Genomic DNA, 26,887 nt, shown 5'->3' on the forward strand with positions numbered 1-26,887 from the left:
GCGCCATCGGTCATCCGCCGTGCGCCTTGGCTTGCTCAATGAGATTGTCGATCGACTGCTTGCGGGTGAAGTCGCTCAGCCCATCCTTGGCGTTGGCGCATTCGGGACCGGCTTGCGTTCCCGCCGTGCAACTCGCCAGCACTGTGCGAGCTTCATCCGGATGCGCCGCGAAGAACTCGGCACTGCGCGGGTCACGGTCGCAGCCGGTAAGAATGGTGAGGGCGACGAATAGCATCGTGGGGGGCAGGGTCGATCGGGCATTCATCCGGCACGTTTCCTTCCACGGGTCAGGGATTCCACGGTCGGCGTAGCGCCGACGATCGCGGCGACAGCCGCTTTGCCGTCCGACAGGCCGAACTCGCTCAGATCGACCTCCGCCCCAAGGATCGCGCCGATGAGGCCATCCGATTGATGCGGCGCCATCGTCGGCAGCTCCGGTTCGCCGGTAGCGTCGGTCTTCGGTTCGGCGCGGCGCGCGAGTGGCGTGACGCTTTCACCCTCCGTCCCGGCCGGTTCCACCACGTTGTCGGAGGCCGGTTTCGCCCTCCGGCGAGGTGGCTTCGCGCGAGTGGGTTTGGGCGCGGCGGATGGCGGAGGGCTTGCACCGTGCAAGTCTGCCGGTGCCGGCGGTGGAGCGGGGCAGGGCGGCGGGTTGTCGGCCGCGATCGGCTCGAACCCCTTGCCCTGGTCGAGCCGCACCGTGACTTCGATCGGTTCCACGATCGGCGGGGAGCGTAGGAGACGGGTGAAGGTCCGATCCCTAAAATACCGGATGCGCCGACACCGGATCGGGTAAAGGCCAGGACGGATCAAGATCGCTTCCAGCGGCTTCAGCCGGGCGATTTCCTGCGGCAGCAGGAGCGCCCTGCGCTGATCCGTTTCCGTCAGGTTGAGCTTGTCGCGCCGAAGGGCGCGCCAGAAACGCGGCCCCGACCGGCTCGTGCCTTCAACCGTGTCGTAGCCGAGGCGTGCGCTCAGCTCTTCCGTCAGCTTCAAATCCTTGGTGCCAAAGACGACTTCCAGCCCGCAGTTGTCGAGGATGGCTTCGGCCTTGTCCGGCCCGTAGAGATCGCGGTCGCGGAGTTGCGCCTTGCTTTGCATGATGAGCATGAGGCGGATGTTGTAGCCGGCGACATACGCGAAGGCGTCGGCGAGGACCGGCATGGGGCCGAGCAAGGGGAACTCGTCCAGCAGCATGAGCACCTGGTGCTTCGCACGGGGATCATGTTGGGGGAGGGTGCGGATCGTCAGATCAACGAGCTGTTGGAAGAACAGGGCCAGCAGCGGGCGCAGGCGCGCGATGTTGTCGGGCGTGACACCGATATAGATCGCATGGAGGGACGCGCGCAGCTCGCGCAGGTCGAAATCGCTTTCCGCCGTGGCGGCATCGATCCGAGGATTGAACCACAGCGATAACCGCGCCGTGATCGTCTTGCGGATGCTGTTCACCAGATCGGCGCTGCCCTTGAGATAATCCTCAAGCGCCTTCACCGTCGCTTCCGTATAGGGCTTGCCCTGCTGTCGGCGTGCCTCGATCCGCTCCAACATTGACTGCGCGCCATCGACGCTCGACAGAAGGCGCAACACCTCTCCGAAGGTGAGCGGCATGTCGGGCGTCTCGGCCAGGAAGCCGGCCGCGCCGGTGAACGCCGATCGCGCTGAGTCCGTCCAGAACTGCTGATCGCCGGAGACGTGCGGGAACACCATCTGCGCGATGCGCTGAATGTCCTCGAAAGCGTCGATCGTCCCGCGCCGGACGTAGGAAAAGGGATTGTAGCGCGCCGTGCGACCGTCCGGTGCCAGCGGATCGAACAGGAAAACCTTCTGTCCCGCCGCAGCGCGGATGCCTGCCGTCGCGGCCCAATTCTCCTTTTTCACATCGAGACAGACCAGCGTGCTTTCGTAGAGCAGGCAATTCGGGATCACGAGGCCGACGCCCTTGCCCGATCGCGTCGGGGCGTAGCAGGCGACATGCTCCGGGCCGCCGAAGCGCAGATAGCGGCCCTGCCGGTTCTGGCCGACATAGAGGCCGCGGAACGTCTCGTAGAGGCCGGCTTTCACCAACTCGCTACGCCGCGCCCAGCGCGTTTCGCCGTGAAGATCGCGTTGTATTATGCCCGGCCAGCCCTTCCGTGCGACACGGGCGACGAACAGGAGCGTCGGAAGGGCGGTCGCGACGCCGCCCGCGATCTTGAGCCACAGGCCGACGACAGGATGCCCGAGGCCGTAATAGTGCAGGTATTGCCAGAACTGAACGAGCGGCAGCGTGTCGGCCGTCAGAAGCTGGGTGCCGGCGAGGAATATGGTTGAGGCGACGACGGACCAGAGGACCGCGCCCAGCATGACCGCGACGAGAACCGCGAGCGCCTTGGCAGGTGCGGGCCATTCGGAGAAGTCGTCCATCCTGCCCCCTATTCCGCCGCCAGAGCGCCGGGCTCCGGATGCTTGGAGAGCGGATCGAAGTGGACTTGCTCAATCGCGAAGCCACGCCGATCGCGGCGACAGTGTGCAACCACGTCGACGAGCTGGTGCAGCAGCGTGAACACATCGGCGTCGGCCAGGTGCTTGCCGGCGTCGTGCTGTTTCACCATCAGGCGTAGCGCATCGAACGCGCCGGCTGCGCTGCCGGCGTGGCATGTCGTAATCGAGCCGGGATGCCCGGCCGCGATGCTTCGGACGAAGGTGAAGGCGGCACCGTCGCGCAGCTCCTGCATGAGCACACGATCGGGTCGCATCCGCAACGCGGCTTCTATCAGATCCTCCGAACGGACGCGGGCCACGCCCTGGTCGCCTTTCGAGTAGAAAAGCGACACGAGATTGCGCTGCGGCAGGCCGATGAACTCCGCCGTGTCCTCGATCGTAACGAGCCGTTCATCGAGCGGAATGGCCTGGATCAGCGCCTTGGCGAACGTCGTCTTGCCCGAACCCGTGTCGCCCGTGGCGATGATGGTTTTCTTCGCCTGGACGGCGAGCGGGAAGAACCGCTCCCAATCTTTGGCGCCGTGAAGTGCCATCAATTCCGTATCGAGCGGATGCGCGCGCCGGGTCGCGCCTTCCGTTCTCGCGAACAGGCCGCCGGCCGCGAGTCCCGCGATCGTCGGCGCGAAAGTGGACGGCCGCCGGATCGTCAGGCTGATCGTGCCCGCCGCGACGGCGGGCGGGCGGCAGATTTGCACGCGCTGACCATCGGGCAGGACCGAACCGCACAGCGGGCGCTCCGGCCCCACGTCCTGTTGCGACATGGCCGCGCAAAGCGTGGCGATGGCGTCGAGTCTCTGGAACGTCAGCTCGGGCAGTTCATGCCATGTCCAACCGTCGCGGCGCTCGACGCCGGCCTCCCCCGGCCGGTTGACGACAACCTCCGTCACTGTGGGGTCGGCCAGATGCGCGGCGATCGGCGCCAGGAGAAGCCGCAGCGTGCTTTCCCCCGGCCGGATCACTTCGTAACTCTCCGGCTTTCAGAGACGTAGCGCGGAGGCGTCGGTATCACCCGGTAGACCGTCGAGAAGTCCAGATCACGCGCCACGAAGATGCTGACCAGCTCGCCTTGGTTCTTTCGTACCGTAGGCGGTATGTTGATGCTGCCGTTCAGGCTCGATGCGATGACCGATTGTGTCGAGCCGGTGTTGATCGTCGTCGTGCCTTCCTTCGACGCGGCCGCGACGCCGGCCTGGATCACGCCGTCCACGGTCGAGAGCAGAAGAGCACCACCGAAGCGCTGCCAGAAATGGCGATCGACCTCGCCATCCATGCCGGCACGGCCGAGTGGATCGGAGGCGGGACTGTCGAGGTTGATGACGACACCCTGCGGGGTTTCCGCGCGCGTCCAGAGCACGAACAGGCGTTCGACGCCTTGTTGCACCCCGCCCCGGAACTGACCGACGACGCGGGTGCCGCGGTCGAGCAATGTCAGGCCCGTTTTTCCCATGATATCCTGCGGGATGACGCAGGTGACGAGGCCCGGCAGCGTCGAGTCCATCGCAGTTTGCAGGATGCAGGGAACCAGCGTCCCCGTGGTCAGGAGGTAGGGCTGGTTGCGCAGCACGTTGGCCGAGACGCCAGTGAGTTGCGTCGGTTGAAGCCGGGCCGCCAGCTCGTCCCTTCCCCCTTGCCCGCCTTGGCCCCCAGGAGCCCCATAGAAGCCTGCCGGCGTCAGTCCGGCTCCATCCTGCCCCGGAGGGCCGCCGTAGCCCGCAGGCACGCCTTGGCTTCCCATTCCATAGGGGTCGGATGACATGGTGCCCGAGCCAGGTCCGTTGGAGCGGCCGGCAGCGCCGGACGTGTAGACCAGCAGACGGGGTTGCGGCCGAGGGGCCGGCGCGGCTTGACCGGGCGAGGGTTGCGCCGGCGGCATCATGACGGGCTGTGTCGGCAGTGGCGGCACCTGGTCCGGCAAGGCCGGCACGGGTGGAGGCGTCGCCGGGGGCGGCGGGACGAACGTGACCGCCGGCCGCACGGTAAGAGGCGGCCCCGGATCGGGTTTCAGGTTGGGTTTGGACGAGGTGAGCAGGATCACGCCGCAGACGATGGCGGCTCCTGCGACGATGACGCCGACACCGGCGCGCTTCGAGATGACCGGAGCGCGCCCGGCGACTTCCGAGACGTGGCGCTCGCCCTCGATCGCACCTTCTGGCGGCAGATCGGGCGCACGCGGCGGATTGTGCGTGTCGGTCATAGACCGGCCCCCCTTACGATGCGGGTCATGTCCGGCGTGCCCGTTCCCGTGCCGGGATTGCGGCCGACCGGATCGAACCCCTGATTGATGATGCGAAGGACTTCCTGTCCGTCCCGCAGGGTGAACTCGCGCGCGGTCGTCTGAACGACGGCCATGTCACCGTTCATGGTGTAGGGAACGATTGTCTCCGTCCCGTCCGGCGCGGCCGTGTAGATCGTCGGCACGCGCATGTTGCCGGGAAAGCGGAATGCCGTCTGTCGCCCGTTATCGCTGACCTCGATCGGTTCGAGCATCGTTGACCCTTGCGCGACGTAGCGCCAGTTGCGCGGTCCCTCCGCCCAGGCTTGCGAGAGGCGGGATTGCGCGGCGTGTTCGCGCGCGACGGCAGCCGTCTGTGCGTCGATCGCGGCCCGGGCCGCGCGCGCGTCCTCCGGATAGGTGAAGGTGACGGCGTAGATCGCCGCGCTTTCCCCAGCCGGTCCACGGCGAGCTGCGAGAAGGCGGAATTGATAGGAGCGGTTCGAACCATCAAGCCGCTTGGTGACGACCTGCATGTTGGTCGAGACACGGATTTCGGTCGGCTTTATGAAAAGCAGGTTGCCGGCCGGCTGCGCGAGCCAGGCGTCGGCATCACCGATCGCGACCTGCGTGATTTCCTCCCCGGATGCGAAAATGATCTGCGTCGAGTTGGTCGGACTTCCGACCACCCGGACGACGTTCATGGGATTGTAGGCGACGACCTGGACCCGCTCGTCGTAGCCGCCCGATCGCGGCGTCTGTTCGGCGCCGGCCGGGCTGGTGGCCAGGGCGAGGATCAGCGCCGCGCCCGCAAGCAGGGTGCGGCTCACTGCACGACCTCCGTATCGGCCCGGTAGCTGGTGACGACGAAGCCCAGCGGATTGACGTTCATCGTGGAGGAGTTGACCCCGCCCGCCGCGAAGTCGAAGGCGATCGTCGCCACCATCCGCTTCATCGGCAGCGGTGTGTCACCCTTGCGCTCGATCTGGACGAAGCGGACCTGCGCGAGCTTCGGCCCGAGAAACGAGGTGGAAACCCAGCGTACCGAGGCCGAACCGTCGCGGCCGAGGACCACTTGCGGACTGTTCGGGTTGGTGCCCTGGAAGTCGGCCGCATATTCCGCCTGGACCTGCGGCGACGACATGAGCGCGACCGCGTTGAAGTTGGCTTCCGCCTCCGCGGCGCTGTAGCCCTGGCGCAGCCGGACATATTGCCAAAGGAAATAGCGCTGGGTCGCTTCCGTGGCCGCCATGTCGCCGCCGCGCACGTCATAGACGCGCTCGACCGCCCCTGTGGCGTTGTCCACCCGGAACACCAACGGCAACACTGTCTTGAAGGGAGCGAGCATGGCGACGGCGCCGACGCCGAGCAGCCCGAGCGTCGCGCCGATCGCGCCGACGATGAAGCCCGATCGCGCCAATCGTTGATAATAGCGATTGGTGTCGGCGGAATAGCTGGACACCTGACGAAAATACGCATCGAGCACAGCCGGGTCCGAAGTGACCGGCTGCGCATACTGCGCCTGGGGCGGCGCGGTGCGGCGACCTGGTAACTTCATTCAGCGCCCTCCGGGTTGAGAGCTGGCGACAACGCTGGCGGGAGCGGTGCGCGGGGGCCGCGCAGATCGTCTGCCGTAGGCGCCCAGCGCCCGGCGTTGAGGGGGCGAAGCGAACCCGTCGCTTCCGCAAGTGGATGGCCGGCACAGCCGGCCAGCAGGACCGGGAGGAAAAGGGCGAAATAGAACCGGCGGATCATCGTTTGTTCCTGGCTTTGGGCGGACTCCGGGCTTTGACGCGCGTGAGCGCGCCTATCCGGGGCCGCGATCGGAAAGAGAGCCGCCGGTGGTCGGGCGGACGCGCTGGTAGACCGCGCGTCCGCCTGCGAGCGCGCCGCGCCCGGCCAACGATCCGGCATAGTGGCCGAGACCGAGTGCGCCGCTGCGACCTTCGCGATAGGTGCCACCCGCTCCGTCCGGTCGATTTCGGCCGAACGAACCGATGGTGTTCTGCATCGTCCGGGCGACTGCGCCGACATGGAAGTGCAGGCCGCCGGCGAGCGAGGATGCCATGCCGGGGAGCTGGAAGGCGACGAAGGCCGCGACGGCGAAGAAGATGACGCCGGCGAGCAGCACCTGGATCATCGCCATCGAGTCGACCGACCCGAGCGCTGCGACCTGGCCGACCACCTCCGCCTCGACCTGGAGGACGATATAGAGCAGCACGATCGTCGTGATTTGCAGGATCACGCACGAGATGAGTGAGCCGATCCAGCGCTCGAAGATCGCGCGCGTCGCCGGGAAGAGGACCAGGCCGACCAGCAGCGGCCCGATCGCGATATAGAGCGCAAGCAGGACGCGCGAGATCATCCAGATCGCGAAGCAGAAGACCGTCGAGATGATCGCGACGAACCAGAACAGAACGATGACCGCCTTCTCGGCGATATCCTTCCATGAAAGTGTCCGCCAGACTTCCAGCCCCGCCCGCCATGCCTTGATCCACACCTGATCGAAGCTGTTGGCTGTGATCGTTTGCGCCCGGCCCCCGGACGTGAGCGCGTTCGCGAGGCCAGTCGGCAAGGTCGTGAAAAAGAAGTCGTAGACATATTGCTGGTAGATGCCGGCGCCGGTGATGACCCACACCACCAGCGCCATCTTGAGGATGCGACCGAGCAGCGGAGCGCCGGCCTCGTTGGTCTCGCCGCGAATGATGAGGATGCCGGTGAGCGCGATGTAGAGGACAAGGGCCACCTTGAGCGGCGCCGCCACGAACGTCAGGAAGGCGTTCATCACGCTCGCCACGGCGGTCATCAGCGGTGTCTCTACCTTCGAGACGATGTAGGCGAAGACCTGCCACTGAATGTCGTTCATCGCCGGCTATCCCCGATCTTGGCCGGCTTCAATCGCCGGGGACCGGTTCGGTGTCGCCATCGTCCCAACGACGAAGGCGAAACCCGCCAGCATCATCAGTGCGAGGTTCGACGGATGCGCCCACCATATTTGCACGGTGCAAGGCTCTTCCACCGTCAGCCCCCGTGCGCTTTCGCCTGCTGAATCAGATTGTCGATCTGCTGCCGACGAATTTCGTCGTTGCGCTGATCCTGGTTCCGTTCCTGTGCCGCCTGCCACATGGCGAGCGATTGGGCTTGGAGCTGCTGGCCCTGAAACGCTGCCTGTTCCATCGCGATGCGCGCCTGAACATCGGCGACGGCCTTCGCATCGGGAGCGACGGTGAGCTGACCTTCGAGGCTCTGCAAGGTCTGGATATGAGATGCAGCCGATTGATAGAGCTGCGCCGCCATTGCCTGCGTGTTGGCGATGCCGGTCGCGTTGCGCCCCATCTGCTGCGCCTGAAAGTCCTGCCCGGTTGGCGAATAGACCTTGTTCCGGTCGAGGTAGGCTTGCGCCCCCGGCGCCAGATTTCCCGACCCGTCGAGCAATCCGCCGATATTCGCCGACGACGTGCCGAGCGGGTTGCGGAACTGGTTGGTGTTGAGCTGTTGGGCGAGCCGGTTCAGCTCGGCCTGCGGCAAGTGTGCGATGGCCGCATAGGTCTGTTGGAGCTGGGCGAGCTGGGATTGAAGCTGCCGGACCTGTTGCATCGCCTGTGCGATGGCCCGAACGTCCACCACGGCCATCTGTGCCGTGACCGGTCCGGCCGTCGTCCCGATGAGCCCCAGCGCCGCGGCGCCGGCCAGCATGTATCTACGCAACTTCATGGCGTTTCCTTCCTCTCGCCCAGGGTTCAAGCTGCTGCCGACCGCCATTGCCGGCGGAACAGCGGGAGCCAGGCCGCCGGGTCCGGCCCGACTTCCGCGATCAATCGTTCCATGAGGCGTACCGTGCTCGCGCGTCCGGAAAGGACGGCCACCAGGTCATCGAGGCCGGTCAGGTCCAGCTCGCAGGCCACCGAGGCGTTGCCCTGTTTGAGCAGGAAGCGTCGGCCGCCGACCGTCAGGTCTTCGCGCACCGCCAGATATTCGGGTTCGGTCAGCTTGAGCCCGTCGCGATAGTCGGCCGCGTCCGCCCGTGTGTTGGGGAGCAGGATTTGTGTCGGGCATTGTTCGATGATGCTGTGCGCGATCGGACTGCGCAGCGCGTCCGCCGGCGATTGCGTCGCCAGGATCACGAGGCCGTTGAGCTTCCGGATCGTCTTGAGCTTGTCGTTGACGAGATCGCGGAAGCCCGGATCGAGCAGCACCTTCCAGAACTCGTCGATCGCCAGCACCAGGCGACGGCCATCGAGCAGACTTTCCACCCGGTGGAACAGATAGGAGAGGATCGGCCCGCGCGTGACCGGATCGTCCAGAACCGCCGTCACGTCGAAGCCGAGAAAGGGCGCATCGAGCGACACCAGGTCCTCGTCGTTGTCGAGCACCCAGCCGAGCGCCCCGCCCTTGCACCATTTGTCGAGTCTGGCCCCCGGCCCTTCCGGGTCAGACTGGCCGAGGAAGGCGCGCAGCTCGCCGAGCGAGCGTGCTTCCGCCGGCAGCGCCAGCACCGACCGCACCCCCAGCTCAAGCCGCCGTTCCTGTTCGGGCAGCATGTCACGGCCGTTCTCGAGCACGAGCGCCTTGACCAGCTCTTTCAGGAACTCGACGTCGGCGGGTGCCGTCGTGAGCGCCTTGAGCGGTGCCAGGCCCGATGGTTCTCCGGCTGGCAGGACGAGATATGTCCCGCCGACGGCGCGCGCGAGAATGTCGCCGCCCCGATCCTTGTCGAAGAACACGACCTGCGCGCGTTGGCGCTCCGCCATCGCCAGCAGGAACAGCACGAGCGTCGTCTTGCCCGACCCGGCCGGGCCGGCGACGAACACGTTGCCGAGGTCCGTCACCGTGTCGGTCGGGGCGTGAAGATGAAAACGGTAGCCGGTTCCGCCGGTGGACCGGAATACCGTGACCGGCTCGCCCCAATGCCCGTGCGCGACGCCCGCCGGGTAATTATGCAAGCTCGCCATCGCCGCGAAGTTGCGCGAGCTGATCGCTCCCGGCCGCGTCCGCAGCCGCATGTTGCCGGGGAGCTGCGCCCAATAGGCGGCTTCCAGCGCGAGATCCTCGCGGACGATGACCGCGCCGCTTTCCGCCAGATCGCGCCGCGCCCGCGCCGCGGTTTGGCGCAGGGTGTCGAGGCCGTCCGCGAAGGTGACGAGCGTCAGGTGATGATCGCCCATGACGAAGGCGTTGGAGGCGAGCATGTCGGCCGCTTCGGTCAGCGCCGCCGTCTGGCTGGCGGCCTTGTCCTGGGCCGTCACCATCTGGTTCTGCTTGCGGGACATGATGTTCTGCGCGACCTGCTTGTTCAGGAAGCCGAACGACTGCGTGAGAACACACCGATAGGGCGCGCCGAGCACGGCATCGAACATGCCCGGCCAAGTGGTCGCGGGATACTCGCGCAGCCCGAAGCCGGCTGCGAAGGTCGAGCCCCCTGCTCCCCGGATTTCGATCGCCTCGCGACCGATGATGACGCGATCGGTGTAGATCGCCCCGCCGAGATGGCCGTTTACCAGCGGGACCGGCATGTGCTCGCCGGTCAACACCAGGCGCAGCGCCTCGGCCAACTCCGAGAACATGATTCCGTTCGCTTCGCGCATTTCAAGCTGGCGAGCGCCATAGGCGCCCAGCTCGTAGACCAGCGTCGAGACGACGTTGCCGATCGCTTCGAGGTTCGTCGGCGATGCGGCCCGCCTCCGATCGCCACGCTTGCGGCGCGCGAACAGCGCCGCGATGTTGCCTTCAGCCACCCCGGCCGAGCTGGCGGAGCGCAGCACGACCGACAGGAACAATTCGTTTCGAAAGAGCCGGTTCGCCATGAGGCGGTCGCGATAGGCAGTGTCCAGTTCGCGCGCGAAGGCGCTCCTGCACTCGGCCTCGGGGTACTCCGTCCCATCCGCCAGCGAACGGACCACATGCGTTGCCAGCACGATCTGTTCGGAGGCGATGTTGCGAAGAAGAATGTTGCGCTGCGCGTGCCGGGCGTTGACCTCCAGAGGGTCCGCCGTCTCGAACGCCGCGCCGTCCAGACGCAGCATCGCCATCAGCGAGCCGTCATCGAGCAGCAGCACCCCCGGCGTGGCATGACCGATATAGGGAACGTAGGTGTCGGGCTCGCGTTCGCGCGCCGCAGCCGAGAGGTTAAACATGGACGCGGACCTCTCGCGCCTTGCGCGCCGGCCCGAGCGGGAGGGGGCTCACCGACGAGCCGCCCCAGCGGTCCTTGTTACGCGCCCGCCCCTTGGTCTCGGTCCAAAGCCGCAGCGTCTTGAACATATTGTAGTCGCGGCTGACGAGTGCCCGCGTCGTGTAGTGGATGACCAGACCGATGAGCAGGTAGAATGGGTTGGACATGAGGACGAAGATGATCCCCGTCGCCATCCCGTTGACAGCAAGTGCTTCCAGCGGCACGCCCTGCCACATCGCAGGCCGCGTGCAGGCGAGAAACAGCGCATCCTCTGTTAGCTCACCCCGCGCCATCTACTGGCCTATGATCTGGTTGACGATCCAAGCCGACGAGAACACCAGCATGACGCCGAGGATCACGCCGCCGGCCGCGCGCATTGACAGCGCACCCATCATCGCGCCGATCCCGACGACGCAGATCGCCAGAACCGCGATCAGCTTACCGGCCTTGCCGGTGATGATATTGACCGCGTTCTGGAAGAAGGTCGTAATATCGCCTTGTCCGCCGCCGGCTTGCGCGAAGGCGGGATCGGCGAGGGCTGTCATCGCCAGCGCCGCCAAGGCGAACACCGCGGTCCTGCGCGCGTCGAGCTGGCGCGCCCGTGTGAAGCATCGCGACGCCGCCCCCCGTACCGCACTGTCGAGCCGCGACGGCACGAGCGCCAGTGACGCCGCCAACCTGAGCATGGTGGATTTCATAAAATGCCCTCACTTGGTTGAGCAGGCGACAGGGGCGATGACGCGGCTTGCACGGTGCAAGCGCATCGTCCGATCGCCGGGGCGGCCTGGCAGCGCCCCGATGAATGGGATGGGTGACGATCACCGTTATCGGGGCGATGCAGCGACATTGACGCTCGCTCCCAACTGGACGGGTTGAAGCTGGACCGGCGCTGCCTGTGCAGGCGACGAGGCCGGGGCGGCGGATGGAACGGGCTGCGGCATCGGTCGCGATCCGCCGAAGACGGAGCTTCCATACTGGCGCGCGTAACGAGCTTGGCCGAACACGTCCCAGTTCGGAGGCGGCGGGGGAAGCTGCGGCGCGGCAGTTCCCTGCTCACCCTCCTGTCCACCTGGAGCCTCGCCACTCAGCCGGATCGCCGGCACCACTTGTTCGGCCGATGCCTGGACCTTGGCGACATAACCGTTGGCGAAGCCGCGAGCGGGATGGCCGGTGTTGTAGCGCGAGAGTGCCTGTAAGAGCGCCGGTTGCGTATCTTGGCCCGCTGCGGGGACACGGTAGGCGGCGGTCAGCACGCGCGCTGCGCCGGCAACATTCTTGCAAGGGTCGAAGGCGTCGGCGACCGTCATGCCGAGGCCGGAAAGGTTGGCGCTGTTGACCTGCATCAGTCCCAGGTCAACGGAATGGTGTTTGGCGACGATGAGGTCGGTCGCGAGGGCGATGGCTTCTTCGCGGGATCGCGGGAGGTAGCGGCGACGGCCGGTGTTGTCGTTGATGGCGCCGGTGTGGAAGCCGCTTTCCGTGCGGGCGATGGCTGCGAGCGTATCGACGTGGACGGAAGGCCCGCAGCTTGCGGCGAGCTGGGTGAAGACGGCCAGCGGAAGGATCATGAGGCCCTTCCTTGGCCTTCCGACTGACTAGGGAGATGGCGCCTTCCCGCCGGCTCCCTCGCTGTCCGAGAAGGAGCGATAGCGTGCCAGGTCAGGGTCGCCGTCCATGTAGAGGCCGATGAACCCGTAATATCCGAAGTCGTCGCGGAGCAGAGCGAGAAGGCGGTTGAGATCGCGGTAGGTGCGATCGTCCTTGTCCGCCCAGGTGCGGAGCGGCAGGAACTCGCGCCGCCAGCTCGGCCGAATATAGGCGAGATGTTCCGCCGCATCCCCGATCGTCTTGGTGATGATGAGGACGTTGCGCAGGTGGCCGCCGTTTTGCAGCTCTTCCCTGATTTCTCCTTCCTGTAGCCCTGTCGCCAACGGGCGCTCCCGCAAGTTGATCGCCCGAGGGCGGAAACCTCAATGCGGACAGATTCCCCGAGACCCGCCGATCCGATGCCACTTCGCGCACCATCGATCGGAGAACCCGGAGCGAGTCGAATCGCTCCTTGACGAACGCTGCCCCTGGCTTCGTGTCTAACAGCGAAGCAGGGGTGCTTGCGAGCCGACATTGAAGGGAGGCGCTGCACCAAGCGATTCTCTCCTACCTTAATTCGTTTTCCCGACACTAAACGGAATGGCGTTTTTATCAAAACGCTTTTCTTCATAGGGCGGATTCAACCGTTTATCCGCTCTATGAAGCGCATGGAAAATGGAAAAAAAGCAAGCAATAACAGTGAAATACCGGCGGGCGGGAGCGTGGATGAGCGACGGACGCAGCAGCGTGTCCGGAATGTCACTCGCGATATAATGGAATGGCGCGATAGAGGTGTTTTGCAAAAAACGCCTCGCAAACCTAAACTCCGCCGGTGCGGCTGATTCTGGTTGTGAAGCGCGGCGAGGCTTCGCCGAGGCGTGCAGAAGGGTCGATCGCTATGTCCGAATTGACGCGCACAGGTTCGCGCGCCATCGTGAGAGTTATCGACGTTTTTTTGAAAGGGGATTCGCCCGAGTGACGTAGCCCGAGCCGGAAAACGAAAAAGCCCCCGCGCCAACGGAGGCTTTTTCTGAAGAGGTCACGCAGGCCGCCTGACCGACAATCTGTTTGCACTTGAGAGAGTAGGGGCGCCAACGATCGGCGTCAAGACTCTCAACGGTGGCCTGCGCCCTTTTCCCAAGGCTCCTTCAACCCCGAAGGACCGAGAGATGATGCAGTCTGCCGCGACGCCCACAGGGCGGCGCAAGATAACCGCGCGCATGTTGAGCGCGCAGGCCGCCTATGGCGGCGATTACGACCCCACGACCCCCGGCAAGGTGCTCAGCGCCTTCAAGCGGGCCTCGAATGCTCTGGGGATACCCCGCCGTCTGGTGGACCTTGTGGACTACCTGGTCGGCCGCACGTTCGCGGCCGACTGGTCGGGTAAAGCGGTGATGGCTTGGCCGAGCAACGCGACGCTGGGTGACGCGCTCGATCTAGGCCGGACGCAGATCAAGACGCTGATCCGCGTCGGCCAGGAGCTGGGTCTGTTCGAGATGCGAGACGCGCCGAACGGCCAGCGCTACGGCCATAGGCACGCCGGCCGCGTGACCAGCGCCTATGGCTTCGACCTGACTCCCCTCGCCGTCCGCAAGGCCGAGTTCGAGCAGATCGCCGCGGCCCATGCTGAGCAGCGCCGGGAAGCCGGCCGGCTGCGATCGGAGATCATCGTCGTGCGCAACCGCATCCTTTCTCTCACCGAGCTGGGTCAGGACGGTGGTGCCGCCGGCGACTGGCAGGGTGTCGCAAGCGAAGCTTACCGCATCGCGGGGCGTCGCTCGGGCAGCTACGACCCGCGGCACCTGGCGGCGATCCTGTCGGAGCTGGACGAGCTGCATGAAGCCGCGGTCGAGGCGCTGACGCCGGCCGAACCTGCGGAACAGATGGATCAGAACGCCGATCATGCGGTGTCCGATCCTGTGGATACTGACCCCAAGGGGCCGGAAAATCGGCCAGCTATTACACCTACAAACCCACCTTCTATTGCTAAAGCAAATACAGAAGCGGACGGGCCTAGTCGGCCCGGAGTCATCCGAAGAGGCGCAGCCAATCAACACGATACCCCAAGAACAAATATCGTGGAGGCTGCGCCTGTAAAAACGGACAAGAGGGAAGGAAGACGAGAGAGTGCCCTGCGCGGATTCGTCGTGACGACCGACTTCATCCTGAGAATCGCACCGGCCTTTCAAAGCTGGACAACAGGCCCGCAGCCATCATGGCGAGAGCTGTTGGAAGCGAGCTGGATGGTTCGATCGGAGCTGGGAATCTCGCAGCACGCTTGGGGGCAGGCATGTACCACGCTCGGCCAGACCGAGGCCGTGACGATGCTCGCCGCGATTTCTGCGCGCCATGCTGCCGGCGACGTGAAATCACCGGGCGGATTGATGCGCCGAATGGTCGAACTGCACGAACGCGGCGAGCTTCGGCTCGATCGCACGCTGTTCGGCTTGGCCGATGGTCTGAAAGGGGAGCCGCATTGATCCACCGGTCACGAAAAAGGCCCGAAGGGCGGCAACCCCTCGGGCCTCGATCAGTGCGCCGGCTCATGCAGGAGCCGGAACACGGATAAACGTAGCAGAATCCGCGCCGAGTTACAGGGCTTCTGTTCGCGTGCCTGTCGGCGCCGAGCGTCTTGCACCGTGCAAGATCGAGCGGCGTTCAAACAGGGCGCAAGCTTTCATGCCTGTGCTTCACGACAGAGCTTCAATGCCCTTGCGGCGAATGACGTTCAACAAAGCGAGCGCCGGTCCCTTAGCCTGCTTCGTCCCGCGTTCGAGCTGCGAGACATAGCCGGTCGTCAGGTTCAGGTATCTGGCAAGCGCGGCCTGGCTCAGATGCGCTCCTTCGCGCACGCTCCGGATTTCCTCCGGGGTGATCGGCGCAGCCGTAGGCGGCGCGTTCGGCCCCAGGTGGCGGACGGTGATCTTCTCATAGGTGCCGGCGCTCAGCAGTCCGGCATCGTGCAGATCGTCGGCCGTTTCCAGCAGGGCTGCGGTCAGGTTGCTAAGCTTCTTTGCCATTTTCGATTTCCTGTAGCTTGCCGGCGTTCACGGCGTCATCGAGGGCGCTATCGGCCTGGGTCAGCAAGTCGGCGGCAATGTCTCTGAGGGTCTGCAATTCGTCATCGTCGATGTTCTCGCGTTCGTTCTTGGCAAAGCCGTAGAGAAAGAACGCCCGATCCTCTGTTCGATAAGCCACGATCATGCGAAATCCGCCCGATCGGCCTTGGCCAGGTCGAGCGACGCGCTGCTTGATGAGCCCGCCGCCCAGATCAGCGTCGATGATTCCGCGCTCGGCCCTCTCGATCGCCTCTTCCAAGCTCGCGTCGTTGATCCGCTCACGTCGGACGAACCGCACCATCCATTTGGTTTTGAATATCCGCACGCCATGACCCTATAACACACAGAACTATAGCACACAGGCGCATATTCGCAAGCTGATTGGTTGGCGCCTGCCGCGCTGTGCGCGGCACCGCGGCTCTAGTCGCTTCGCTCCCCGAGCCCGCGAGCGGTCTCGGCCTGTCGGTGACGATCCGACTGGCGGGGCCAAGAACCGCTGGCGCGGATCTCGACCAGGTTCTTGCCGGCGCAGACGCGCCGGTCGGGGGAAGGGGGTTCCGACCCCCTCCCCCCAGCAAGGCCGACCAGACCGGCCGTGGCTCAGTCGCTGCGCTCCCTGCGCCCGCACCACCCGGTCAGCTCGACCTTGCCCCCCTCGCCCCCCGCTGTTCGCCACGAGGCAGGGGTGCAGGCGGGGCCTGCACCCCATGCATCAAGGAAGAGCGCACCATGTCCATCGTCCCACCCGATACACTCGGCGAAATCTTGATCGACAAGGGTTTTGCCCCGAACGACTTCGTTCTCGACCTCAATCATAGCCTGACCGTTCCGTCCAAAATGGAGCTACCCGCGCCGTGGAATCTCCCGTCGCGGCTGTTCCGCTTCCCGATCGAGGTAAGCGAGGCGCGAGAGGAGGGACGGCGCATCGGCTTGATGCACCCGCTGCTAGGCGATCATCCGTTCGTGCAGCGCGTCGCGGCCGAGCTGGGTATGGAGCTGGACCCGAACGGCGCGCCTAACGCCCACGGCGTCAGCAAACAGCGCACCGGCCTATGGTGGCACGCCGTAGACCTCGTCATGGCCGGCAAATGGCGGGAACTGTTGGCAACCCGGCATTTCACCACGGATCGCGACATAGCGGGGGCCGTCGTCTATGGCCTCGACTTCTCTCCGCACGATGCCGCCGCTGGCTGCGGCTACATCAGCACGGTCGCGGCGCGCGAGATCATGTGCGCGATCGACAGCCCCGAGCCCGGCGACCGCGCCGCGATCCTGCGCACCTTCTCCCGCCCGACAATATGCAGACAGGATAGCGGCAAGGAGCATTGGCCGATCAACTCTGGCTGTGCCGTGGACGCCGAGGCGCGCGCTTGGGGGCGGATACTCGGCATCGAGGCCGGATGGTTCAAGCACGACAGGGCCGGTTTCCTGACATGGACCGTCGCCGGGCGCGACAGGTACGAGGCGGGTGACGCTGCGACCTTCACCGAGCGTGCGACCGGGCAAGTCGCCTTCGCCTTTTGAGGCGACGGGCTTGCACCATGCAAGGCGCAGCGCCGTAAATAAATATACATGCAGCCTTTACATCCATTGACATTCTCGCGTCGCTAAGCTATTTCTCTACTTGTCGGTTCGAGGAACCGACCCGGTTCGGATGCGGCGGCAACCGCGTCCCAATCGGCCAACTCATGCAGGAGTTAGTCCCATGCAACTCACCAGCAATTTCGCCAAGCGCAGCCCCGCCCTTCGTTCCGCTCGACCGCTTGCGGATGACGAAATCGCCCGCGTCGCACCGTCCATCTTCGCCGCCGAGCCCCACGGCAGTCGCTCGGAACGCTACACCTACATTCCGACGATCGACGTTCTGCGCGGCCTGCGTAAGGAAGGGTTCGAGCCCTTCATGGTTGTTCAGACCCGCGTGCGGAACGAGGCCAAGCGCGACCATACCAAGCATATGATCCGGTTGCGTCATGCCGACCAGATCGTCGGCCGCGAGGCGAACGAGATCATCCTCCTTAACAGCCACGACGGCACCAGCAGCTATCAGATGCTTGCCGGCATGTTCCGCTTCGTCTGCCAGAACGGCATGGTGTGTGGCGACACCCTTGCGGACTTTCGCGTGCCCCATAAAGGCGATGTGATCGGTCAGGTCATCGAGGGCGCCTTCACGGTGCTCGACAGCTTCGAGGCCGCGAACGAGCAGCGCGAGGGGATGCAGGCGCTGCGCCTTACTGATGGCGAACAGGGTGCGTTCGCGCGTGCGGCGCTGGCTCTGAAATATGACGACGAAGCCCCTGCCCCGATCACCGACGCGCAGATTTTGATCCCGCGCCGCTTCGAGGATCGCGGTTCTGACCTCTGGACCACCTTCAATCGCGTACAGGAGAACTTGACCAAGGGCGGCTTGACTGGCCGCACCCCTCGCGGGCGCGGGACGCGGACCCGCCCTGTCAACGGCATCGACCAGAGCGTGAAGCTCAACCGCGCCCTTTGGGTGCTGGCCGACGAAATGCGCCGCCTCCGCGCCTGACCCCTCGCCGGGCACGGCCAAAGCCGTGCCCGGCTCCCTTTTCCGGAGAGTCAGACATGAGAAGGCGCCCTCGCCGACTATCGAACCCCGTTATCAAGGACAGGAACCCCGCGCGCGGGCCGATCGCCGCTTCACCGGCGATCGGCCACAACAGCAGGGCGGCCGAGCCGCCGCTTTTGCCAAGTGGGGCGAGCTGCGCTCGCTGTCAGTATTGGAGTTCGCCCAGCGAGCGCGAGACGCAAGATTACGAGGCATTCCGCCTCGGCCTGGCGCGGCGTCGGGTGAAGGAGCCGAGCGGCGCCTGTGACCGCGTGCTGTTGCGCTGGAACGGTTCCCCAACCTTTGCCGCGACCGTGGCGCGCTCGCGATGCTTCAATTTCGCCGAGCGCGAAACCCCTCTCCCTGTCGTCGATCGAAGGGGATTTGTCACGATCTACGAAAACGGGCGGATCGTCTGGCAAGGAACAGAGGGCGACGAGCCTGCCAACTACTGGCAAGCTGAACTTGATATTTGATCGACCAAACCGAAAGGCATCATCATGGAACGTGAACGTCGCCCAAACGTCGCCCCGTCATTCGTGTCGTGTCTATGGTCGACCTCTACCGGCGATGGCGCGCAGACGTGTGAGCCAGGGGGCTGCTTTTTCGTCAACAAAGAGATATGTTGCATTTACAGCTCTTGACGGACCGATGGAGCGACAGAGGAAAGCGGAATGGCGAGCGGGCCGACCATGACAGCGGAAGAGTTCGACGCGCTTCGGCCACTGGTCGGACGCCTCGCGCTCGATACCGTCGAAATCGCCCGAGCGGTCCTGGTCGACGGCATGAAGACTTCCGAAGCGGCGAGCCGTCACAGCATGACGCGGCAGCGCGTGCATGGGATCGTGCAGCGGTTCCGCGCTGCGGCTCAGGAGGTTCCGACAGGGTGGCGGCGCATCGAGATCTGGCTGCCGCCAGAACTCGCGATGCAGGTCGAGGCGATGGCCGAGAAGGCGCGCGCCGACTATGCCGCCGGGGCTTCCAAAGGTAGCTCCGGATCGGAGTGACTTCGATTGAGGTAAGCCTCCTCACCTACCTGTAGGTGCTTGCAATCGTAGCGGCGTTTGCTTGCAAACAGAGCCTTTTTTTGCTCGGATTATCTGACAACCGGCTCGGCGATCTGCTCGCGCTATCTGCCAATGTGCTCGACATCATCCTGCGCTGCTCGCAATCATAAAGGTCTGCTCACATCCCCTGCCAGCGAAACAGGGCGTCAGCGCGGCACCCGGATGGAACCTTCCGCGATCCCCTCGGCGACATTGGAGAGCATGACGGCGTAGCGATGCAAACCGGGGAAGCGACCAGCGTTCTTGTCGATTTCACCGCCGTATCCGGCGTCGAGCAACGCCTTGAAGTCGGGCATCACGTCGAACATGCCGCCGAGCAGATCGATATCGGAGGCCCCGGTAAGCAACAGGGCGTTCGCATGGGCGTCGAGACGCTTCATCGTTTCCAGCATTTCGGTCCTGGTCATCGCATCCTGTCCGCTTGCGGGGTTCCATCGCCTAGCACGACGCGCCGGCCCTGTTCGCGAAAACCTTCCTTTCTGACGACCTCGCGGGCGGGCCATGACGACAACGCATTTCTGCGGCCCGCCGCTTGTCAGAACTGTTCTGGAAACCTGCTTCGCAAAAGCGCTTGCCGGCTACGGGTTTGGAGAGCCCATTGGCACGGAGCGTGAGCACAACGCCCCGTTTGCAAGCAGCGCCGGATGATGGCGAGCACACTGGCAGATAATTCGAGCAGGACGCTCCCCGCCAGTGGCAGAAAGCGTGAGCAGGAAATCAGGCTGTTTGCGAGCACACGCCGCTATGATTGCAAGCGCCTACACCTACCGATCCTTCTTGCCCATCCATACAAAATCTTGTATGGGTTGCCGGTGTCGGACTTCCTAGCGGAAGGGGATAACGGCGCGAGGGACGCCACTTATGCAGGTTCAGGTCAAGAAACTCGAAGGAAGCTGGCGGCTCGGATACGCCTTGCACAAGCATACCCTGTCCAGCGTCTATTTGGGCGATGACGAGTATGGACATCCTCGCTTTGATACCACCCGATCAGAGCCAGGAGAGGCGCTCTATCAGCTCAAATACCGAAGCGATTGGAACCAAGTTGCTCCTTTGGCGGCCCAAGTGCAGGCATCGTTGCTGCCTCTATTAGGCAAGATCGGTCTGATCGTCCCGATGCCGGCGTCAACCACGCGCGCCCGTCAGCCGGTTGACGAATTGGCTAAGGAGTTGGGCCGCATTACCAACATACCCGTGTTCAACAACATCGTGGTTAAAGCACCTGCCCCGCAAGGCAGCTCCCAGCTCAAGAACATGCACTCGCGCGAAGAAAAGGATGCAGCCCTCGAGGGGCGGTTCAGTATTAACCCGGAAATCACGAATGAGGGCTGCTGGAATGCTCTCTTGTTTGATGATCTGTTTGATACGGGGGCAACGATGGATGCGGTCTGCAAGGCTCTAAAGACTTATAACAAGATAAAGCATGTCTATGCCGCATCGATAACGTGGAAGTAGAAATGACGACAGTATTCATCGCAGGATCGATATCTATAAGCCGCTTGCACGAAAAGGTGCAGGAACGGATCAGCAAGATTGTTGGTTCATCCTTCGATGTAGTTGTTGGCGATGCCGATGGTGCAGACACCTCCATCCAGCAATGCTTGCAGACCTATCAGGCTGACAAGGTTACGGTCTACTGCACAGGCGACGAGCCCCGGAATAACGTCGCTGAATGGCCTGTCCGTCGCGTCCAGTCGAACGCCAGAGCGGGGAGTCGCGCCTTCTTCACAGCCAAAGACATAGAAATGGCGCGTAGTAGCGACTATGGATTGATGATCTGGGATTGTAAAAGCACGGGGACGTTAAGCAACGTCATCGAGCTTTTGCGTTCGAAAAAGAAGTCAGTTGTCTTCGTCAATAAGAACAAGGACTTTGTCACCATCTCGGATAAAGCCGGACTAGAGCATTTAGTCTCGTTTATGTCGGCCCATGCGCGAGCAAAGGCGGAAGAAAAAATTGGTCTTTCATTAAAGATAGCGGGCATATCTCAAGAACAGCTTTCGCTCGAACCTATCGCGCCGCTGGCGAAATTAGATGACACGGCGGTTGTTTCCGAGCCTTCGAGCCGAGTTGAAGAAAGTCCGGCGCTCTCTGAAAGCATGAGGCTGCGGTCAGCGTTGATGACGGCCCTTAAAGAGCACATTGTTCGTACTCACCTAAGCCAATCGCAAGCCGCAAAAGTTTTCGGTGTCACCCAACCACGCATTTCCGATCTTACCCGCGGCAAAGCCGATGTGTTCGGGCTCGACGCGCTAGTAAATATGGCGGCGATGGCAGGGCTTCGAGTCGAGATGAACGTACATGAAGCGATGAGCTAATTCCCAAGCTTCATTATGAGCGCCATCTAGGCGGCGGGCACTTCCAAGGGTAGCTCCGGGTCGGTGGGAACCCTGATCGAACCCGGTCGCTGGTTGACCGGGAAATAGCCATAGAGCGTCGCTGGGCTGACCTTGAGCCGGCGTGCCGCTTCCGCGAACGACACTGGTGGATCGCCCGACAGCATCGCCCGCGCCACGACCAAATCCTTCTCCGTCAGCTTGCGCGGCCGTCCGCCCTTTCTCCCTCGCGCCCTTGCCGCCTCCAGGCCTGCCCTCGTTCGGTCGCGGATCACGTCGCGCTCGAACTCGGCCAGCGCGCCGAACAGGTTGAAGGTCAGCCGGCCCGCGCTGGTAGACGTATCGATCGTCTCGTTGAGCGAGCGCAGCTCGATCCCGCGTTCCCGCAAGCCCTCCACCGTCTCAATGAGTTGCGACAGGGAACGCGCCAAGCGGTCGAGTTTCCAAACGACGAGCGTGTCGCCCTCGCGCATGTAGTCGAGCGCGGCCGTCAATTCCGGCCGTCCCCGGTTCGCGCCCGACGCCTTCTCAGAGAAGATGCGCGTGCAGCCAGCCGCCTTGAGGGCGTCGAGCTGCAAGGCAGTCTCTTGTTCAGCGGTCGAAACGCGTGCGTAGCCGATTAGTCCTGTCATCTCGGTCGCCACCTCCGTCGAAAACCCGTCGAGACCTGACCGTTTCCGATGGGTAGGTTTCCGATAGGGTTTCCGATGGATTCTACTTGGTCAAGCGGCTTTTTGTAGTCGGTAGGGCCAGGGTGTCGAAAAACCCTCGTTTTCCGATAGGAGCAAACGAACTGGCGGCGCCTGCCGCGCTGTGCGCGGCACCGCGGCTCTAGTCGCTTCGCTCCCCGAGCCCGCGAGCGGTCTCGGCCTGTCGGTGACGATCCGACTGGCGGGGCCGAGAACCGCTGGCGCGGATCTCGACCAGGTTCCTGCCGGCGCAGACGCGCCGGTCGGGGGAAGGGGGTTCCGACCCCCTCCCCCCAGCAAGGCCGACCAGACCGGCCGTGGCTCAGTCGCTGCGCTCCCTGCGCCCGCACCACCCGGTCAGCTCGACCTTGCCCCCCTCGCCCCCCGCTGTTCGCCACGAGGCAGGGGTGCAGGCGGGGCCTGCACCCCGTGCATCAAGGAAGAGCGCACCATGACCAACGTCCCACCCGATACACTCGGCGAAATCTTGATCGTGGTCTGTGAAGGCCGGTCCGCATGGTGCAAGAGAGGAAAGGGCTTGCACGGTGCAAGACTGGCCGTAAAATAAATGTCCAAGACGCCTTTACATCTATTGACGAAACAGCGCCTAGCCTTTAATCTGTCTGTGTCGGCTCCGGTGAGCCGGCCCGGCTCCAAGGCGGCGGCAACCGCTGCGGCGACGGCCAGTCCATGCAGGGACGATCTATGAAAACGCTAGTGGTAATGAACGAGAAAGGCGGTGTCGGGAAGACCAACATCGTCGCCCATGCAGGGTGGTATTTCTCAGAGCGCCTACGCACTCTGGTGATCGACCTCGATCAACAGGCCAACCTCACCAAGACCCTCGGCGCGTATGTCGGGCGCGTGGAAAGCGTCGCTCTGTTCGATGAGCCGACCAAGGTTCCGAGCGTCGGTTCGCTGACCGTGACACGATCGACCCGCGAGCTGCTGGGCGTCGAGGGCGCGGATCGGGAGTGCATCGAGACGTTCCGCGATAGCCTCGCGCTGAACGCCGATGACTACGACGTGTGTGTGATCGACACGCCACCGGCGCTGACCAACCGCACTTTCGGGGCGTTGCTGGCGGCCGACGCGGTTATCGCGCCGATCGGCATGAACGACTATTCCATTCAGGGCGTGACCGAGCTGTTGCGCGCCATGAAAGGCGTCGCGCAGCATTATAAGCGCCCCCCCCATCTCTTTCTTGGCCTGCTACCATCGATCTACGATCGCAAGAGCCGCCGCGAGCGTGAGCTTTTCGAGAGCTTGGCGGGGGAAGTCGGCAAACTTCTCTTTCCGGGTGTCGTCGCGAAACGTGACCTTTATTCGCGATCGGCGGGGGAAAGTGACGCCGTGTGGAACATGAAAGGAGCTGCCGCGCGTGACGCGGGCGAGGAAATCCGCGGTGTCCTCGCGACGATCGCGCAGAAGATGGAGTTGGGCGAATGAGCAAGCAGACGACCAAGAGCACCGCCAAGCCGCGCGCGTCCTTTGCCGCCGCCTCGTTTGGCAATCTGCGCGCCGCGTCCGGCGAGGGACAGGGCGAGGCTCTGCGCATCCTTCTTGCGGACATTGACGAAGACCCCGACCAGCCCCGCAAGAGCTTCGACCAGGCCGAGCTTGAGAGCATGGCCGAGTCCATCAAGCTCAAGGGGGTGGTGCAGCCGATCGTCGTCCGCCCGCCCGTGGACGGACGCTATATGCTGGCGATGGGAGCACGCCGCTTCCGCGCCTCGAAGCTGGCGGCCGTGGCCGACATTCCGGCGATCGTGCGGGCCGCCAGCGAGGACGACTATGCCGCCCAGGTGATCGAGAACCAGCAGCGGGCGAACCTCACCAACAGCGAGCTTGCCGCAGCCGTCGAGCAGCTTTCGGCCGACAAGCACAACAACAAGCAGATCGGCGTCATCTGCAATTTGAAGGATTATCAGGTCGCGGCGTTCAAGCAGGTCGGCAAGTTTCCCGCCGAGTTGCGCGATCGTCTCGACAACGCCGATATTCGCGCGCTCTACGACCTGTTCCGCCAGTGGGGAAAGACGCCGGCCGAGATCATCGACGCCCTGCCCGACGCCGAAACCTTTATCACCATAACCGAAGCACGGCGCATCATCGGCAGCATCACGGGCAAGCCGACCGGCAGCATCGTTCTGGATCGGCCAGCGCCGGCTTCCGAGCCGCCCCTTGCTCCCGTTGCTTCGCCTGTCGCCCCTCCCGCCCGCGAGAGTGAGCCAGAGCGGGAGGAAGCCCCTGCCCCCGTTCGTCAGCCTTCGGAGCCCTTGCACAGTGCAAGTCCTGTTCCTGCCGCTCCGCAACGGTCGATCGAGGCGGAATGGGATGCCCGTCGCGAGGCGTCGCAGACCTCTGCCCCGGCCGGGAAAGGCACGCCTGTCTTCATCGTGAAGGTCGGTGACGGCGAGACAGGGCGGCTTGTGGTGGATCGGCGCGGCGAGCGCGAGGGTTCTGCGCTGGTCGCCTACGCAACCGGCATCGAGGAAGTGGACGCCGCCGAGCTGCGGATCGTCCGCATCGAGTAGAGGGAAGGCGGGCCGCTATGACCTACAGAGGATCTAGCTCGCCCGTCCGCCGCCTCGCTACCTTGGCGAGGCGGCTTCTCCTTGGTGCGCTGTGGATTGGCTGGGGCGTGGTCCGCTTCCTGTTTTGGGGATTCATCATCCTCACGATCCCGTTCGCCCGCCTGTTCATCCTCTTTCCCTTGTCGATGGGGATCATTGGAGGCGCCGGCGTCGCGATCTTCTTTGCCTGGAATGGCGCATGGGCCGATGCCGGATCGGCCGCCTTGGTGTCGTTCGTCTCCGCGGTCCTGTTCGGCGGTTACAGTTACTGCGCCGAGAAGATGGACCCGACCGTTGGCATGATGCCCCCGCCTGTGCGTTGGCGCACCGATTGGCGGTACGACTGATGCACGACGACGAGCTGGACGAGCTGCGCGCGCGCGTCGATTGCCGAGCCGTTCTCGAGAATGCCGGTTGGGAACTGGACGCGGCCGAAAGCACCGCTCACGCTGCGAAATATCGTGGTGGTCCCGCGCAGATCGTCATCGTCACCCACAGCGGCAAAGGCTGGTTCGATCCGCTCAACGACGCACGCGGCGACGTGCTGGCGCTCGCGCAGCACCTATGGGGTGGCACGTTGGGCCATGCCCGCAAGGCGCTCCGGCCGCTCGCCGGCATTTCCCCGGAAATGCGGCCGAGCCATCGGGAAAAGGCTCCGCCTGCTCCGCTGGACGCCGCCAAGGCCTGGAGGCGGGCGCACCGGGTCGCGCCGGGGTCGCAGGGTTGGGCCTACATGATGGGTAGGCGCGGCCTGCCTGTCGCGACGATCGAGCGGGCCTTGGGGGCGGACCTGCTGCGCGAAGGTATCTACGGCACGGTTTGGGCGCTTCACCGGGACAGTGCCGGCAAACCCTGTGGTTGGGAAATGCGCGGGCCGCAATACAAGGGCTTTGCGAAGGGCGGTGACAAGGCGCTGTTCTGGATCGGGGAGTTGTCGAGCGCGCAGCGGATCGCGGTGACGGAAAGCTGGATCGACGCCTTGAGCCTCGCCACCTTGGAGACATGGCCGAATAGCACCGCCTACGTCTCGACAGGGGGCGGGTTCGGTCCAAGGACGGCCGACGCGATGCGGCAGTTGCTGCCAAGGACAGCACGGCTCGTCGCGGCGACGGATCAGGGCAGGGGCGGGGAACTGCTGGCCGATCGGCTGCATGACCTGGCCGCGACCGCCTGCGCTGGCTTTGGCAGACTGCGCCCGATCGCCAAGGACTGGAACGCCCAACTCACGGGTCGCTGACGACGGATTGACCTTGCACCGTGCAAGGTGTCCGCGCCTCCCGTTCCTTTCCTCTCGCCCGCCGAGGACCAAGGCGAAGAACGAAGTTCTTTGGCTTGGGACTAGGGCAGGATATGTTTGATGGGAGCAATGTATTACAGTGGCCGTCATGGGCGGACGGAACGGACAAGAGCTTCTATCGACGTGGGTGCCGGCGGACCTCGCCAAGGCATTCAAGACGCAGGCACGGGCCACTGACGGGGGCGCGTCGGCCGCGCTGCGCCGACTCGTGTCCGAGGCCGTAACGGGGCATGCGCCGACTATACCGAAAGGCGTTGGAACCGGCGCGCAGATCGGAGTCCGGCTCAAAGCGGCGGAGCGTGCCGCACTGGCAGAAGCCGCCCAGGGGCAGGGGACCAGCCCGGCGAATTGGCTGCGATCACTTGCGATCGTCCATCTGGCGCGTCGGCCTCAATGGAACGCGGCCGAGATCGAGGAGCTGCGCACTCTTTTTCGGGAGCTTCGCGCGATCGGGAACAACGTCAACCAGATCGCACACGCCCTCAACGTCGCCGTTCAGACCGGGGTGTATCCGCCGAACCAAGGTGCGGCTGCGCGGGAAGCCGTTGAGCTGCTGCGCTTCGAGGCACGCCGCGTTGTAGCGGTGATGAGCGGTAATTTCGATTACTGGGGATTACCGGACGAAGACCGGCCTACGGCTGCGCTAGGCGCGGTGGAACGGGAGGATGCGCGAGCAAGCTTTGCCGAGGAGGCGAGGAGGCGCAGACCGCGACGGCGACCGGGGCGCTTCAAGGAAGGGGAATAGGCTTGCACGGTGCAAGCCTATAGTGTCCCGTCACCCTCACTAGCGAAGCCTCCCGCTGTTCTGGAGGGCAGGCGAGGAGAGTTCAGCCCTTCGGCTTCCTCAA

At 64.4% G+C, this 26,887-nt stretch carries 29 protein-coding genes; 12 read left to right on the top strand and 17 right to left on the bottom strand.

Features of this window, described 5'->3' with window-relative positions; all coding sequences use genetic code 11:
* Positions 1 to 10: 10 nt before the first annotated feature.
* From MPPM_RS27405 to MPPM_RS27465, 13 genes are all read right to left on the bottom strand, one after another.
* Entirely contained in the window at positions 11 to 265 is a 255-nt protein-coding gene (locus MPPM_RS27405) for an EexN family lipoprotein (RefSeq protein ID WP_096488109.1), read from the bottom strand.
* Positions 262 to 2,403: a type IV secretory system conjugative DNA transfer family protein gene (locus MPPM_RS27410; RefSeq protein WP_096488110.1), complete on the bottom strand. Its 2,142-nt coding sequence runs from the start codon at positions 2,401 to 2,403 to the stop codon at positions 262 to 264. Before MPPM_RS27410 ends, MPPM_RS27405 begins: the two co-directional genes overlap by 4 nt.
* Before the next feature lie 8 nt (positions 2,404 to 2,411).
* Positions 2,412 to 3,440, bottom strand: coding sequence for a P-type DNA transfer ATPase VirB11 (virB11, locus tag MPPM_RS27415; protein ID WP_244573605.1), 1,029 nt, complete (start codon positions 3,438 to 3,440; stop codon positions 2,412 to 2,414).
* Positions 3,437 to 4,675, bottom strand: a complete 1,239-nt coding sequence (gene virB10, locus MPPM_RS27420) for a type IV secretion system protein VirB10 (protein ID WP_096488111.1) — start codon at positions 4,673 to 4,675, stop codon at positions 3,437 to 3,439. Before virB10 ends, virB11 begins: the two co-directional genes overlap by 4 nt.
* Positions 4,672 to 5,523, bottom strand: a complete 852-nt coding sequence (virB9, locus tag MPPM_RS27425) for a P-type conjugative transfer protein VirB9 (protein ID WP_096488112.1) — start codon at positions 5,521 to 5,523, stop codon at positions 4,672 to 4,674. The genes virB10 and virB9 overlap by 4 nt, the downstream gene beginning before the upstream one ends.
* Positions 5,520 to 6,251 (bottom strand): VirB8 family type IV secretion system protein, encoded by a 732-nt coding sequence (locus MPPM_RS27430; protein WP_096488113.1) that lies wholly within the window; start codon positions 6,249 to 6,251, stop codon positions 5,520 to 5,522. The genes virB9 and MPPM_RS27430 overlap by 4 nt, the downstream gene beginning before the upstream one ends.
* 249 nt (positions 6,252 to 6,500) lie before the next feature.
* The gene (locus MPPM_RS27435; protein WP_157914327.1) at positions 6,501 to 7,478 is read right to left on the bottom strand and encodes a TrbL/VirB6 family protein; all 978 of its coding nucleotides are present in this window, start codon (positions 7,476 to 7,478) and stop codon (positions 6,501 to 6,503) included.
* A 236-nt stretch (positions 7,479 to 7,714) separates the two neighbouring features.
* Positions 7,715 to 8,407: a type IV secretion system protein gene (locus MPPM_RS27440; RefSeq protein WP_157914328.1), complete on the bottom strand. Its 693-nt coding sequence runs from the start codon at positions 8,405 to 8,407 to the stop codon at positions 7,715 to 7,717.
* A 26-nt stretch (positions 8,408 to 8,433) separates the two neighbouring features.
* On the bottom strand, positions 8,434 to 10,827 hold the full coding sequence (locus MPPM_RS27445) for a VirB4 family type IV secretion/conjugal transfer ATPase (RefSeq protein ID WP_096488116.1): 2,394 nt from the start codon (positions 10,825 to 10,827) through the stop codon (positions 8,434 to 8,436).
* Positions 10,820 to 11,158, bottom strand: coding sequence for a VirB3 family type IV secretion system protein (locus MPPM_RS27450; protein WP_096488117.1), 339 nt, complete (start codon positions 11,156 to 11,158; stop codon positions 10,820 to 10,822). Before MPPM_RS27450 ends, MPPM_RS27445 begins: the two co-directional genes overlap by 8 nt.
* Positions 11,159 to 11,563 carry a TrbC/VirB2 family protein gene (locus MPPM_RS27455; RefSeq protein ID WP_096488118.1) on the bottom strand — a complete coding sequence of 135 codons (405 nt, stop codon included), beginning with the start codon at positions 11,561 to 11,563 and terminating at the stop codon, positions 11,159 to 11,161. It abuts the gene before it with no gap.
* Between the two features lie 126 nt (positions 11,564 to 11,689).
* Positions 11,690 to 12,433, bottom strand: coding sequence for a lytic transglycosylase domain-containing protein (locus MPPM_RS27460; protein WP_096488119.1), 744 nt, complete (start codon positions 12,431 to 12,433; stop codon positions 11,690 to 11,692).
* Between the two features lie 27 nt (positions 12,434 to 12,460).
* Positions 12,461 to 12,811: a hypothetical protein gene (locus MPPM_RS27465; protein WP_157914329.1), complete on the bottom strand. Its 351-nt coding sequence runs from the start codon at positions 12,809 to 12,811 to the stop codon at positions 12,461 to 12,463.
* 810 nt (positions 12,812 to 13,621) lie between these two features.
* Between MPPM_RS27465 and repC the strand changes: the two genes are divergently transcribed.
* Positions 13,622 to 14,932: a plasmid replication protein RepC gene (repC, locus tag MPPM_RS27470; RefSeq protein WP_096488121.1), complete on the top strand. Its 1,311-nt coding sequence runs from the start codon at positions 13,622 to 13,624 to the stop codon at positions 14,930 to 14,932.
* 210 nt (positions 14,933 to 15,142) lie between these two features.
* Here repC and MPPM_RS27475 read toward each other — a convergent pair whose 3' ends face one another.
* Positions 15,143 to 15,472, bottom strand: a complete 330-nt coding sequence (locus tag MPPM_RS27475; protein WP_096488122.1) for a helix-turn-helix domain-containing protein — start codon at positions 15,470 to 15,472, stop codon at positions 15,143 to 15,145.
* Positions 15,456 to 15,836, bottom strand: a complete 381-nt coding sequence (locus MPPM_RS27480) for a type II toxin-antitoxin system RelE/ParE family toxin (protein WP_096488123.1) — start codon at positions 15,834 to 15,836, stop codon at positions 15,456 to 15,458. Before MPPM_RS27480 ends, MPPM_RS27475 begins: the two co-directional genes overlap by 17 nt.
* Before the next feature lie 404 nt (positions 15,837 to 16,240).
* Here MPPM_RS27480 and MPPM_RS27485 point away from each other — a divergent pair, with 404 nt between their 5' ends.
* From MPPM_RS27485 to MPPM_RS27495, 4 genes are all read left to right on the top strand, one after another.
* Positions 16,241 to 17,035 carry a hypothetical protein gene (locus MPPM_RS27485; RefSeq protein WP_096488124.1) on the top strand — a complete coding sequence of 265 codons (795 nt, stop codon included), beginning with the start codon at positions 16,241 to 16,243 and terminating at the stop codon, positions 17,033 to 17,035.
* A 181-nt stretch (positions 17,036 to 17,216) separates the two neighbouring features.
* Positions 17,217 to 18,041 (top strand): DUF932 domain-containing protein, encoded by an 825-nt coding sequence (locus tag MPPM_RS27490; RefSeq protein WP_096488125.1) that lies wholly within the window; start codon positions 17,217 to 17,219, stop codon positions 18,039 to 18,041.
* Positions 18,042 to 18,097: 56 nt separating this feature from the next.
* Positions 18,098 to 18,556: a hypothetical protein gene (locus tag MPPM_RS28360; RefSeq protein WP_157914330.1), complete on the top strand. Its 459-nt coding sequence runs from the start codon at positions 18,098 to 18,100 to the stop codon at positions 18,554 to 18,556.
* A 198-nt stretch (positions 18,557 to 18,754) separates the two neighbouring features.
* Entirely contained in the window at positions 18,755 to 19,087 is a 333-nt protein-coding gene (locus tag MPPM_RS27495) for a TrfB-related DNA-binding protein (RefSeq protein WP_244573604.1), read from the top strand.
* A 206-nt stretch (positions 19,088 to 19,293) separates the two neighbouring features.
* Here MPPM_RS27495 and MPPM_RS27500 read toward each other — a convergent pair whose 3' ends face one another.
* Complete coding sequence (locus tag MPPM_RS27500; RefSeq protein ID WP_015449245.1) at positions 19,294 to 19,554, bottom strand: hypothetical protein; 261 nt, start codon at positions 19,552 to 19,554, stop codon at positions 19,294 to 19,296.
* Positions 19,555 to 20,008: 454 nt separating this feature from the next.
* On the opposite strand from MPPM_RS27500, the gene MPPM_RS27505 reads away from it, so the two are divergent.
* Positions 20,009 to 20,599 (top strand): ComF family protein, encoded by a 591-nt coding sequence (locus tag MPPM_RS27505; protein ID WP_096488126.1) that lies wholly within the window; start codon positions 20,009 to 20,011, stop codon positions 20,597 to 20,599.
* Between the two features lie 2 nt (positions 20,600 to 20,601).
* Positions 20,602 to 21,462 carry a helix-turn-helix domain-containing protein gene (locus MPPM_RS27510; RefSeq protein ID WP_096488127.1) on the top strand — a complete coding sequence of 287 codons (861 nt, stop codon included), beginning with the start codon at positions 20,602 to 20,604 and terminating at the stop codon, positions 21,460 to 21,462.
* A 26-nt stretch (positions 21,463 to 21,488) separates the two neighbouring features.
* On the opposite strand, the gene MPPM_RS27515 is transcribed toward MPPM_RS27510, so the two are convergent.
* Positions 21,489 to 22,112 (bottom strand): recombinase family protein, encoded by a 624-nt coding sequence (locus tag MPPM_RS27515; RefSeq protein ID WP_096488135.1) that lies wholly within the window; start codon positions 22,110 to 22,112, stop codon positions 21,489 to 21,491.
* Between the two features lie 762 nt (positions 22,113 to 22,874).
* Here MPPM_RS27515 and MPPM_RS27520 point away from each other — a divergent pair.
* From MPPM_RS27520 to MPPM_RS27535, 5 genes are all read left to right on the top strand, one after another.
* Entirely contained in the window at positions 22,875 to 23,618 is a 744-nt protein-coding gene (locus MPPM_RS27520; RefSeq protein ID WP_279658857.1) for a ParA family protein, read from the top strand.
* The gene (locus MPPM_RS27525) at positions 23,615 to 24,703 is read left to right on the top strand and encodes a ParB/RepB/Spo0J family partition protein (protein WP_096488129.1); all 1,089 of its coding nucleotides are present in this window, start codon (positions 23,615 to 23,617) and stop codon (positions 24,701 to 24,703) included. The genes MPPM_RS27520 and MPPM_RS27525 overlap by 4 nt, the downstream gene beginning before the upstream one ends.
* A 107-nt stretch (positions 24,704 to 24,810) precedes the next feature.
* On the top strand, positions 24,811 to 25,089 hold the full coding sequence (locus MPPM_RS28440) for a hypothetical protein (protein WP_162296285.1): 279 nt from the start codon (positions 24,811 to 24,813) through the stop codon (positions 25,087 to 25,089).
* On the top strand, positions 25,089 to 25,979 hold the full coding sequence (locus MPPM_RS27530; RefSeq protein ID WP_162296286.1) for a DUF3991 and TOPRIM domain-containing protein: 891 nt from the start codon (positions 25,089 to 25,091) through the stop codon (positions 25,977 to 25,979). Before MPPM_RS28440 ends, MPPM_RS27530 begins: the two co-directional genes overlap by 1 nt.
* A gap of 148 nt (positions 25,980 to 26,127) precedes the next feature.
* Positions 26,128 to 26,784: a MobC family plasmid mobilization relaxosome protein gene (locus MPPM_RS27535; protein ID WP_096488131.1), complete on the top strand. Its 657-nt coding sequence runs from the start codon at positions 26,128 to 26,130 to the stop codon at positions 26,782 to 26,784.
* Positions 26,785 to 26,887 lie beyond the last annotated feature (103 nt).

The organism is Methylorubrum populi, assembly GCF_002355515.1.
Taxonomy (GTDB): Bacteria; Pseudomonadota; Alphaproteobacteria; order Rhizobiales; family Beijerinckiaceae; genus Methylobacterium; species Methylobacterium populi_A.